General features: G+C 30.5%; 11 protein-coding genes. 7 read left to right on the plus strand and 4 right to left on the minus strand.

Annotation, left to right across the window (positions count from 1 at the left end; all coding sequences use genetic code 11):
* Positions 1-151: 151 nt before the first annotated feature.
* The 3 genes from sdaAA to KPL55_RS18970 all read right to left on the minus strand — a co-directional run bounded on the left by sdaAA (position 152) and on the right by KPL55_RS18970 (position 3,806).
* Complete coding sequence (gene sdaAA, locus KPL55_RS18960) at positions 152-1,027, minus strand: L-serine ammonia-lyase, iron-sulfur-dependent, subunit alpha (protein WP_216308319.1); 876 nt, start codon at positions 1,025-1,027, stop codon at positions 152-154.
* A 74-nt stretch (positions 1,028-1,101) separates the two neighbouring features.
* A complete protein-coding gene (gene sdaAB / locus KPL55_RS18965; RefSeq protein ID WP_216308320.1) occupies positions 1,102-1,776 on the minus strand; it encodes an L-serine ammonia-lyase, iron-sulfur-dependent subunit beta in 675 nt (224 codons plus the stop codon).
* Positions 1,777-2,147: 371 nt separating this feature from the next.
* Positions 2,148-3,806 carry a nucleoside kinase gene (locus KPL55_RS18970; protein WP_216308321.1) on the minus strand — a complete coding sequence of 553 codons (1,659 nt, stop codon included), beginning with the start codon at positions 3,804-3,806 and terminating at the stop codon, positions 2,148-2,150.
* Between the two features lie 126 nt (positions 3,807-3,932).
* Here KPL55_RS18970 and KPL55_RS18975 point away from each other — a divergent pair, with 126 nt between their 5' ends.
* The 3 genes from KPL55_RS18975 (at position 3,933) to KPL55_RS18985 (ending at position 6,080) form a co-directional block, all read left to right on the plus strand.
* The gene (locus tag KPL55_RS18975) at positions 3,933-4,622 is read left to right on the plus strand and encodes a DUF421 domain-containing protein (RefSeq protein WP_216308322.1); all 690 of its coding nucleotides are present in this window, start codon (positions 3,933-3,935) and stop codon (positions 4,620-4,622) included.
* A gap of 35 nt (positions 4,623-4,657) precedes the next feature.
* Positions 4,658-4,999, plus strand: coding sequence for a DUF4363 family protein (locus tag KPL55_RS18980; RefSeq protein WP_216308323.1), 342 nt, complete (start codon positions 4,658-4,660; stop codon positions 4,997-4,999).
* A 133-nt stretch (positions 5,000-5,132) separates the two neighbouring features.
* Positions 5,133-6,080 carry a ketose-bisphosphate aldolase gene (locus KPL55_RS18985; protein WP_216308324.1) on the plus strand — a complete coding sequence of 316 codons (948 nt, stop codon included), beginning with the start codon at positions 5,133-5,135 and terminating at the stop codon, positions 6,078-6,080.
* Between the two features lie 1,076 nt (positions 6,081-7,156).
* On the opposite strand, the gene KPL55_RS18990 is transcribed toward KPL55_RS18985, so the two are convergent.
* Complete coding sequence (locus KPL55_RS18990; RefSeq protein WP_216308325.1) at positions 7,157-8,239, minus strand: nucleoid-associated protein; 1,083 nt, start codon at positions 8,237-8,239, stop codon at positions 7,157-7,159.
* Between the two features lie 273 nt (positions 8,240-8,512).
* Here KPL55_RS18990 and KPL55_RS18995 point away from each other — a divergent pair, with 273 nt between their 5' ends.
* Genes KPL55_RS18995 through KPL55_RS19010 form a run of 4 tightly spaced genes read left to right on the plus strand, consistent with a single transcriptional unit; the run spans position 8,513 to position 11,208 of the window.
* Positions 8,513-9,061, plus strand: a complete 549-nt coding sequence (locus KPL55_RS18995; RefSeq protein ID WP_216308326.1) for a class IV adenylate cyclase — start codon at positions 8,513-8,515, stop codon at positions 9,059-9,061.
* Positions 9,061-10,029 carry a DUF5685 family protein gene (locus KPL55_RS19000; protein WP_216308327.1) on the plus strand — a complete coding sequence of 323 codons (969 nt, stop codon included), beginning with the start codon at positions 9,061-9,063 and terminating at the stop codon, positions 10,027-10,029. The genes KPL55_RS18995 and KPL55_RS19000 overlap by 1 nt, the downstream gene beginning before the upstream one ends.
* A gap of 38 nt (positions 10,030-10,067) precedes the next feature.
* On the plus strand, positions 10,068-10,679 hold the full coding sequence (locus tag KPL55_RS19005) for a J domain-containing protein (RefSeq protein ID WP_216308349.1): 612 nt from the start codon (positions 10,068-10,070) through the stop codon (positions 10,677-10,679).
* A 25-nt stretch (positions 10,680-10,704) separates the two neighbouring features.
* Complete coding sequence (locus tag KPL55_RS19010; protein WP_246599663.1) at positions 10,705-11,208, plus strand: hypothetical protein; 504 nt, start codon at positions 10,705-10,707, stop codon at positions 11,206-11,208.
* Positions 11,209-11,279 lie beyond the last annotated feature (71 nt).

Genomic DNA, 11,279 nt, shown 5'->3' on the forward strand with positions numbered 1-11,279 from the left:
GCCTTAATTTTTTGTTGATCTGAGATAATTGATTTTCTTCCCATAAAAAATAGCCCTCCTTATAGCAAACAGTTTTATTATTTAACTGTCTACCATAAGGGGAGCATATCATAAGGATGTCCCTCTCTTAACTTATAATAATGACTTATTGTTATTCAAATAAAATTTCCTTTGCAAGCCTTAATCCCGTAGGTGTAGTTGCACAACCTCCCATAGCTGTCTCTCTTAATTCGCAAGGTAACTGCTTTCCAATCTTGTACATAGCAATTACTGTATCGTCAAAAGGTATTCGACTTGTAACTCCACTCATAGTAACATCTGCAGTAGTTAAAGCACTTACTGCTCCTGCAATATTCCTTTTAGCACAAGGCACCTCAACGAGTCCCGCAACAGGATCACATACAAGACCTAATATGTTTTTAATCACAATAGCCGCTGCATCTAATGCCATTGCAGGAGTACCTCCCATCATTTCAACTACCGCAGCTGCCCCCATTGCAGCAGCTGAGCCACATTCAGCCTGACATCCACCTTCTGCTCCTGATAATGTAGCATTCTTAGCTATTATAATCCCTACGCCCGAAGCCGTGAACAATGCATTAATCAGGTCATCTTCAGTTTTACCTAGTTTCTCACCTGCTGTAATAACTACTGCAGGAATAATTCCACAGGACCCAGCCGTTGGCGCAGCAACTATCTTACCCATAGCTGCGTTTACTTCAGAGCAAGAGACAGCACGAGCCATCGCTCTTACCATAAATCCACCTGTAAGAGAGTTTCCCGCCTCCTCATATCTTTTGAGTTTAATCGAGTCTCCTCCTATTAAACCACTTATTGATCTAGTTTCATGTGTAAGTCCATACTCTGCAGCTTCTCTCATTGTATTCAAATTTTTTCTCATTTTTTCAATAACTTCGCTTCGAGTACTCCCACTTTCTTCTACTTCACACCTTATTGTATATTCCCAAATCGGTATATTTTTTTCATTGCATACGTTTATAAGGTTTATTCCTTTATCTACAAACACATTTTTTCCTCCTTAGTAACTCTTTAGCTATATTATTTGTTAATCATTCGCTCTCGCTTAAATTATATATACTATTACTGTGCCACTGGTGATATTTGTCTTGTACTATAAATATTATCCATAGACTTGATCTTATCTAGTACATTCTCAGTCACTATACTATCCGTTTCAAATAACATAGACGCTTTTAACCCTCTGCTATTTCTAAACACCTTCATTGATGCTATATTAACATTTTCTTCATATAATAATGCACTTACTTTTGAAATCATACCCGGAATATCTTTATGGCTAATTATAATTGTTGGATAGTTACCTGTAAATTCAACTGGTTTACCATCAACTTCGTATATTAAAATATTCCCGCCTCCAACAGAAGACCCAGCAATTTCAACTATTGTTCCATTTTCTTTTGTAATAATAAACTTAACTGTGTTTGGATGAACATCACCCAAATCACCTAAGGTAAACTCTATTTGGAGCCCTTGCTCTTTAGCCATGCTAATAGAATCTTTAAGTCTATCATCCCAAGGATCCATCCCTAATATACCAGCAACTAATGCTCTATCTGATCCATGACCCTTATAAGTTTTAGCAAAAGAACCATGTAAAACAAATTCCACTGATTTAATGTTTTTACCCGCGATAATAGATGCAATTTTGGCAAGTCTTGCAGCACCCGCAGTATGAGAACTTGACGGACCTACCATAATTGGGCCTAATATGTCAAAAGCACTGTAATTTTTCATTTTTTTCTCCTTATCCGTCTCTTTATTATTGAAAACTATTACATTTTTTTATAACACAGAGACATATATTATTCTTTTGTATTTAGATGTTATTAATTTTATCTCTATTTAATCTTACTTCTATCTTATTATACAATTTTTCTTGCGTAATTTGCAAGCGATGCAAGAAAATATTCATTTTTTTATTTTACAACTTTTTTAAGCATACAATTTTATCCAAAATGTCTCACAATAAGAACTATAGAACTATTAAAGTTTCATTTAGAAATTCAGCTTTTGCGCATTTTATATAAGCAAAAGATTAGAATTTCTTAATGAAATTTCTTGTTCTGAGTTAAATTGCGAGGCATGTAGAATATATTTTACACTCCCTAATACTTATAAAAACAACTTCCACCAGTGAATTCTCTAATTATTGAATTATCTGGTACTAGATCCTTGTCTACATCTTTAAAAAAATTCAAGAAACTTCTTAATCTACTTGCTTGAAAATACACAGGACTATCTTCACCAATTGTACTAAGTTGCGCTAATGCAAACTTCTTGAGTACACAAAGTTCATAGACTGAACTAGAGTTAAACATTGCATCTGCCTGCTCTTGAAACACAAAGATGTTTTTTTCCTCTCCACGTTTTATTGAAGGCCACATTTTCAGTGTATCCTCTACATCATATCCTCTAGATAAATAATCTCTAACTATTCTTCTTGTCATCCTTACGTCTGTTGTAGAAATCCTGTTATGATCATCTAAATTCAGCTGCGTTATTGGACTTATATATATTTTGAACTTACTTTCCTTTGGTATTGAAGCTGTTAAAATTTCATTTAACCCATGTATTCCTTCTATAACCATGACTCCGTTTTCAGGCATTTTAATTCTATTCCCTACCCATTCTCTTTTTCCTGTTCTAAAATTAAAACTTGGTATTTCGACTAATTCGCCTTTCAATAATAATTCAAGATCCTTATTAAATAATTCTAAATCTAAAGCATATATAGACTCAAAATCATATTCTCCATCTTCATCTCTTGGTGTTATTTCTCTATTAACAAAATAATCATCAAGCGAAATAAATGTAGGTATTAATCCATTTACTCTTAATTGAATTCCAAGCCTCTTTGAAAATGTAGTTTTACCAGAAGATGATGGACCTGCAATAAGAACTAATTTCACCTTTTCCTTTTGATGAATCATATCCGCAATATATGCGATTTTCTTTTCATGAAGTGCCTCAGCCACCCTAATAAGATTAACTATATCACCATTCACTACTTCGTCATTTAGTGCACCAACACTTCCAACCCCTAATATTTCACCCCACTGCGCTGCTTCATTAAATACCTTAGCTAGCTTTTCTTGCTTGTAAAATTTAGGAATTCTATCAGGTTCCTCACTAGTTGGATATCTTAATATAAATCCCGGCTCATAATACATTATATCAAATGTTTTTAATACACCTGTTGAGTAAGCCATTGGTCCATAAAAATAATCATATCTACCATCTATCTCATAAAGCTTTATATCCTTGGCGCTAACATATTTTAAAAGCTTTACTTTATCTTGCATATCATATTCCATAAAAATTTCTACTGCTCTAGCTTTTGGAAAAGATATTTTCCTTATAGGAATATCTGCTTTTATTATTTCACTCATCCTATTTTTAATATCATATATATCATCAATATCCAGAGCTATTGTCTTATCAACTTCTCCGAATAAACCCTTACTTAAAGAATGCTCAATAGAAATCTTAGCTTTAGGGAACAATTCAGATATAGCTTTTATTAGTACAAACTGAAGTGTTCTAACGTATGTCTTCATTCCAACTGTTCCTGTAATATCTATGGGTTCAAATTTGCCTCCATTTGTTATGGTTGATCCGAGTTCATAAAATTTATTATTTAGTTTTCCTAAAACTATTGGCAAATCATTTAATATACTATTTTCTTTAATAAAATCATTTAATATAGTCCCCTCTAGAGCTAAAATGCTTCTACCATCTTTAAGTTCTATATTGAAACTCTCCATATAATCATCCCCTATATTTTACTGATTAATACCATTATACTGTAATATTAAAAAAATGTATCATGTACCCCTTATAATTTTTGGAATTAAACAAAACCTATATATTATATATTAAGAGGTGGTATTATGCTCATTTTAGTAATCAGAACTTTTTTCCTATACTTTGCAGTAATTTTTATTATGAGGATGATGGGTAAAAAACAAATAGGTGAGCTTGAACCTTTCGAGCTTGTAATTGCATTAATGATTTCCGACCTTGCTACCTTACCCATGCAAGATATAAGAATTCCAATTTTACATGCAGTTATACCAATAGTAACATTGCTATTTTTGCAAGTATCTACATCATATTTTGAACTCAAAAGCGAAGTTGCTAGACGAATATTAACAGGCACTCCAAGCATTTTAATAAAAGATGGTAAAATTGATATTTCAGAGCTGAGATATCAAAGGTTTAATATTAATGATCTATTAGAGGAGCTTAGGCTGAAAGGCTATTTCAACTTATCCGATGTCCAATATGCAATACTCGAAACTAGTGGCGAATTATCCATACTACCAAAAACTGGTCAGTGTAGCGCCACTAAAGATGATATAAACGTACCCATAACTCAAGAGTCTTTACCTGTACCTTTGATTATGGATGGCAATATTAATTATAAAAACTTACTTCTTCTAGAGAAGGATGAACTCTGGCTAGACGACATACTAATGAAACATAGAATCTCAAGTGCGCGAGATGTTTTCATAGGAATGATCGACTCCAAAAATAAGTTTTATTATCAACTTAAGGAAAGGAAAGGTAAGAAAGTATGAAAAGTCTTTGGATATCCTTTAGCTTATTTTTTTTAATGATAATAGGAATATTCTTTTCTGTTAATGGTATAAACAGTAGATGTAATCATCTACAAAGTTTGAATTCTAAGCTTGAAAGCTATATAATTGAAGAGAACTATCAAGATGCATATGATTTATCTCTAGATTATATAGCTGAATGGAAAAAATCTTCTAAATTTTTAACTGTATTTATTCATCATGAAGATATAGATTATATAGATAGTGAGATTTTAAAATTAACTCAATATATAAAAAACAAAGATAATTCAGAGGGCCTGGCAACTGTACATGTTTTAAAATATATTGTAGCTCATATAAAATCGCATGAAAAAGTATCTATAAGTAATATTTTTTGATTTTTTTCTTTTGAGTATTTATAGTAAAAGGGTAGAATATATTCCATTTATAGCTTATAATTATCTTATATCAAAAAAGTCCCGCAGGGACAATATATGTCCCTGTCACAAAATTTGAAAGGTGGAATTAATTATGGCATTAGTTACTACTACTAAAATGTTCGAAAAAGCTCTTGAAGGAAAATACGCAATTGGAGCTTTTAACATCAATAACATGGAGATAATTCAAGGTGTTATTGACGCTTGTGCAATTCATAAATCAGCAGTTATACTTCAAGTATCAGGTGGAGCTATGAAATACGCTAGACCTACTTACTTAAGGAAAATGGTAGAGGCAGCAATCGAAGACACAGGTCTTGATATTGCTCTTCATTTAGATCATGGTTCAGATTTAGCACAATGTAAACTTGCAATAGCTTCTGGATTTACTTCAGTAATGTATGATGGTTCTCATCTTGATTATGAAGAAAATGTAAGAACAACTAAAGAAGTAGTTGAATATGCTCACTCTAAAGGTGTTGTAGTTGAAGCTGAGCTTGGTAAACTTGCTGGAGTTGAAGATGCTGTTAACGTTTCAGCAGCAGATGCAACATATACAGATCCAGAACAAGCAGTAGATTATGTAACAAGAACTGGTATAGATTCTTTAGCTGTAGCTATAGGAACAAGCCATGGTGCATATAAATTCAAAGGCGAACCTAAACTTGACTTTGAAAGATTAACTTTAATCACTAAAAAATTAGAAGAAGCTGGAATGCATAATTTCCCAATAGTTCTTCACGGAGCATCTGCAGTTGATCAAAGTTTTGTTACTATGATCAATGAATTTGGTGGCGAAATGAAGGGTGCAAAAGGAATTCCACTAGAAATGCTTAGACAAGCAGCCTCTATGGCTGTTTGTAAAATAAACATGGATACTGATTTAAGACTTGCTATGACTGGTTCAATAAGAAAAGTACTTACAAAAAATCTTGGCGAAATCGATCCTAGAAAATATCTTGGAGAAGCAAGAAATAACATAACTAAATTAGTTGAAGGTAAAATCACTAACGTTTTAGGTTCTGCTAATTCTTCAAAATAAATAAATAAATACAAACTAAATAAAGTGAACCATCTCAAAATAGAAAGTAATTTCTATTTTCGAGATGGTTCATTTTTTTTATAAATACAAAAGCTAGATTTAGAATCGAGGGACTTGTTAACGTCGTAGGTAATTTACTTAATTAATTCGTTAAAAAATTAAAACCCTTACTGTGAAGTTGAATTTAAAAATATATTTATTGATGGGACAAAAATTTAAGCTAATGCTAATAAATATACTTTCATACGGAAGGAACCTACAAAAATATCTAAAGCGTAGCTTCATGAAAAAACAATAACAGATTGTCCAAAAATAAATTTTGAGTTTTAGAAAAAAAACCAGAGCCGAAGGCTGAAGTAATTTATTTGCATAATATTTTCTAAATGAAAATAAAAAATCTAATAATATAGAATTTGTGAGGTTTTATAAATCTTCTTTTTGTGGTATAAAAATAAAAGACAAATAAAAAAAGCGCCTGTCTCTTCATATTATTTTTGAATCATTTTGAGACAGCCCCCTCTAATTTATGTTTTTGCAGTTGACTTTATTGAATTTTATTATTTCCTTATACAATTAATACTAGATACATATTATTGTATATATGATACAGTATGATTTTCTACGGGAGTGGCACCAAATAAGAAGAGCAGAAACATTGAAATTCCATTTAAAATTCTTCTTTTGCAAATATAAAATTCAAAGCATATGTACTATATCTGCAGCCTACCGGCTAAAAGATTTTTTCGTGAAGTTTATTAAGATTAATTATTTATTTATACTCCATCTATACTCCATCTATACTAGATATATATTAGCGTATATATGATATAGTATGAATTTCTACGGGAGTGACATGAAATAAGAAATGCAGAAACATTGAAAGTTGATTTAGAAATTCTTGTTTTGCAAATATAAAATTCTCGTGAGCCTGACTGAAAGGAAGGCTAGCGAACCGGCGCACGCCGAATGTGAGCGGTAGATAATTTAATATTTTCAAAACAATAGAATTTTTTAATCAACTTTCACGTTTCAAATTCTTATTTCATGTCACGCAGGAGGAACTCATACTGGGTGCACTACTTCTCTACATAGTTGCTAACATGTTTGATAACCATATTAATTGTTCCGTCACCATTTTTTTGTATTTCAAATCGACTATCATCATGATATGTTTCAGCGTCAACGTATAAATCTATATCTTTATCAATTTTGAGCCTTACTCGTTTTAATTTTTTATCTATCCATTCTTTATCAAGACTAATATTCTCCGCTATTCCTTGCTCAGCTATAAATTCTACAAATTTCTCCTTATGTTCTTCATTATCAGGAAATATTTGCTCAGATAATTCCTTGACATCAATATTATCTTCTTCTCTAAGTTTTCTTTTAATAGTACTTCTAACTGCTTCTGCTTTTTCTGCATTTTCTGCAAAGTTATTTTGAGTGAATTTTTCAGCTGCCTTTACAAAACTTTTAGTTACATCTCTTTCATTATCAACAATAATGCACCCTAAAAAATCATCGATAAAATAATTTGAGCCATCATCCTGATTTTCATCATTAACTGCTTCACCATTACCTGATTCACTATTTTTTGACCCTTTAGTCTTAGGCCTTTTATCAATAACCATTAAATCAAAACTATTTTCTTCTCTAATTGCCTTTAAAAAAGCACACTTTTGTATCCTTTGAGAACTGCCTGGCAGTCCAGTGATTTGTGATACTATATCAATGCCCAACTTATTATCCACAAAATCTATAGTATGAACATAATTCTTAATATAATCCATTTTAAATATACCAAGAATTGGTCCAAACTCCGTAGTAAAAGATACAACTACCAAATCACAGGATGGAATACTTCCTTTAGATCTCATTAAAATAAACATCTGTTTCGCAAGTTCCTTAGATACCGCTAGTAAATTATTCTCACCATTTAGATATTCCTGAGATAAATCTTTTACTACACTTCTCTCCTGGGTAAAAATTCCATATTTTAGTTCCTCATCTTTTAAACACTTTTGGATATGTTTAAGTAGAAAATCATGTTTTTCTTCATCTAAATCTAATGCATATTCATTTAAGATAGGTTCATCTGCATTGTTATCTAAGACATGAATAATAGCCTCAGTTATATTAATTTCTTTTATATACTCCAAAAAAACACCACCCTAATATTTATATAAGGCACATGAAAATAAATACTATGTTAAATATATTAGTCTGTTTATTTAAACGTGCCTAATTATTATACTATGTATTAGTACTTATAACAAAGTTATATAAAATTTTTATAATGAATTTGTAATTCAAAATTCATAATTTTAATGAATAATTAATGTTACTTTATTTAACTTATGATATAATCACAATTAATAGTAATATAGAGAGTTATCAATAAATTCACCTAAAGAAAAGACAGGAGGATCACTTTGAAAGAAATAGAAACTAGAATTATAGATATTGATGTACAAGAAATTCGTCAAAAATTAGTAAATTTAAATGTCGTTAAAGTAAAACAAGAAAATCAAATAAATAATATTTACGATTTTTCGGATAAAAGGCTGCTTAGTAACAAAGGCTATGCAAGAATACGTACTGTATCAGATGAGTTAACAAATTCTACAATTCACTATATCACAACAAAAAAACTTATAAGTCAGGAAAAATACAAAGTCATGGATGAACATGAATCAGAGATTAAAGATGAAGTTGCCGCTAGAGGTATATTCGAATCCTTAGGGCTTAGTCTTGTACAATCTATTAAAAAATATAGAGAAAGCTATAGATATAAAAATACTCTTATAGAAATAGACATAAACGAGAAGGAGTTCTGTCCTTTTCCTTATATAGAAATAGAGGGCGATGATGAAGACGAGATTTTAGAAGTTATCACGCTACTAGGATACACCATAGAGGATACTACCTCTGAAACTATTTATGAAATATTAAAATCGAAAAATAAAGAGTTTGGATTATAATGTTTGGCTATGTGACTCCATGTAAAATGGAAATGAAAATAAAAGACTACGAAAAATTCAAAGCTTATTATTGTGGATTATGTAGATCAATTAAATGTAATTTTGGCAATTTGCCAAGACTTACCTTAAATTTTGATATGACTTTCTTAGCAATACTTTTAGACTCCTTATCAGAAACAAAATATGATTTCACTGAGTTTAAATGTTTAATACATCCACTAAAAAAAAGGCTTATGATTAATAATAATGAAGCTTTAGATTATGCAGCTTTTTGTAATATTACATTGGCATACTACAAGATAATGGATGATGTTTACGATAATAAAACAATAAAAAGCAAACTTACTTCAATATTCTTAAAAAATTATTTACCAAAAGCTAATTATTCACCAAACTCTAATTATTTACAAAATCATATTGTAGCATATAATGAAGTAATGGATTATACAAAAGAAAAACTAGTATTACTAAATACCCTCGAATTAAGTCACAAAGATATGTCTATAGATGAGCTGCTATCTATAGATGAACCTCTATCCATAGATGAGCATCTATCCATAGATGAATTATCAGATGTTTTTGCTGACCTTACAGGTTATATAATATCTTTTTACTACAAGGACTCTTCCTTTAAAGAAGATTTGTATTGGCTAGGTTATAATTTAGGTAAATGGATATATATTATAGATGCTTATGACGATTTAGAAAAAGATATGAAAAGTAATTCTTTTAATGCTATAAATTCATTAATCAATATAGATAAATTAGATTTTAAAAATTTTAGTGTTTTGGTTAAGCCTAGGATTGATTTTATATTGTCTACCTGCGCGCAGCAATGTTTAAAATTTTTAAATAATTTGCCTCTAATAAAAAATGAAGATATTTTATATAATATACTAGAACTAGGTCTCATGGAAAAGATGGATAAAGTTTTTAATGAAAATTTAAATATCGATAATTTAAAATAGATTCAATAAGAAATTTAAAGGAGTGGAATATAAAAATGATGAATCCCTATGAAGTACTTGGTGTACGTGAAGGCACCTCTAAAGAAGATATAAAAAAAGCATATAGAGAACTAGCAAAAAAATATCACCCTGATCAATATGGTGATAATCCTCTAAAAGATTTAGCGGAGGAGAGAATGCAGGAACTTAACGAAGCCTACGATTCACTTATGAAAAACCATAATTCCTCAAATAATTATGATTCTTCGAATAGTTATGATTCTAATTCAAGCGATGATTATTCTAGTAACAATATCTATCAATCTATAAGATTGGATTTAAATAATGGGAATATCCCCTCAGCCGAGAAGAAACTAAGTTCAATGAATACAAAAACTGCAGAATGGAACTTTTTAATGGGAACGGTTCACCTCAAAAAAGGTTGGCATGATAGTGCTTATACCTTTATAAGCAGGGCTTGTAGCCAGGAACCTAATAATATTGAATATAGACGTAGTTTTAATGAACTAACTACGCAAACTTCAAACTACAGAGACAATTATTATGGAAGACGAAATAATAATGGTGATTCGGGTAACCTGTGTCTTAACCTATGGTGCGCGGATACCATTTGTGAATGTTTAGGCGGAGATCTTATTTCCTGCTGCTAATCATATTAATTAGGAGATGATTTTTATGAAATCTAACGATATTGCTAAGGGTGGTATATTTGCAGCACTGAGTTTGATATTATTGTACCTTTCCTCAGTAATACCCACAAATAGATTATCTATGTTAACTATAGCATCATGCATTATTCCTCTCTCCATTATGCTTACAGGAGTTAAAAATACCGTTGTAGTATATGGCTCCGTTTCATTGCTTAGTTTATTTATTATACCTTCAAAACTCATAAGCATATCATATATACTGATTTTTGGTTCCTATGGTTTTGTAAAATACTTTATTGAAAAATTAAGAAATATGCCTTTGGAAATTGTACTAAAGTTATTGTACTTTAATGTAACTTCTGCAATAATTATATTTTTATATAAATTAGTATTGCTTAAGATTCCTGGTATAAATATAAATATATATTTATTAATTATAATTGTAGAGATATGTTTCGTAGTATATGATTATGCTCTAACTGCTTTCATATCCTACGCTAAAAAGAACCTACTTAAGAAGTTTAAATAAATCACTGTGTTGACACAATATTTTATTTAAATTATAATGGATAATAATACAATAATAAACAAAGACTACTA

Source organism: Clostridium lacusfryxellense (assembly GCF_018861735.1).
GTDB lineage: Bacteria > Bacillota > Clostridia > Clostridiales > Clostridiaceae > Clostridium_AD > Clostridium_AD lacusfryxellense.

What these genes read in the sequence shown, in the direction of transcription:
- KPL55_RS18985 (WP_216308324.1), top strand. Translation starts at nt 5,133, where the DNA reads ATGGCATTAGTTACTACTACTAAAATGTTCGAAAAAGCTCTTGAAGGA.
- KPL55_RS18980 (WP_216308323.1), top strand. Translation starts at nt 4,658, where the DNA reads ATGATAATAGGAATATTCTTTTCTGTTAATGGTATAAACAGTAGATGT.
- KPL55_RS18970 (WP_216308321.1), bottom strand. Translation starts at nt 3,806, where the DNA reads ATGGAGAGTTTCAATATAGAACTTAAAGATGGTAGAAGCATTTTAGCT.
- KPL55_RS19000 (WP_216308327.1), top strand. Translation starts at nt 9,061, where the DNA reads ATGTTTGGCTATGTGACTCCATGTAAAATGGAAATGAAAATAAAAGAC.
- KPL55_RS19010 (WP_246599663.1), top strand. Translation starts at nt 10,705, where the DNA reads ATGAAATCTAACGATATTGCTAAGGGTGGTATATTTGCAGCACTGAGT.
- KPL55_RS19005 (WP_216308349.1), top strand. Translation starts at nt 10,068, where the DNA reads ATGAATCCCTATGAAGTACTTGGTGTACGTGAAGGCACCTCTAAAGAA.
- sdaAB (WP_216308320.1), bottom strand. Translation starts at nt 1,776, where the DNA reads ATGAAAAATTACAGTGCTTTTGACATATTAGGCCCAATTATGGTAGGT.
- KPL55_RS18975 (WP_216308322.1), top strand. Translation starts at nt 3,933, where the DNA reads ATGCTCATTTTAGTAATCAGAACTTTTTTCCTATACTTTGCAGTAATT.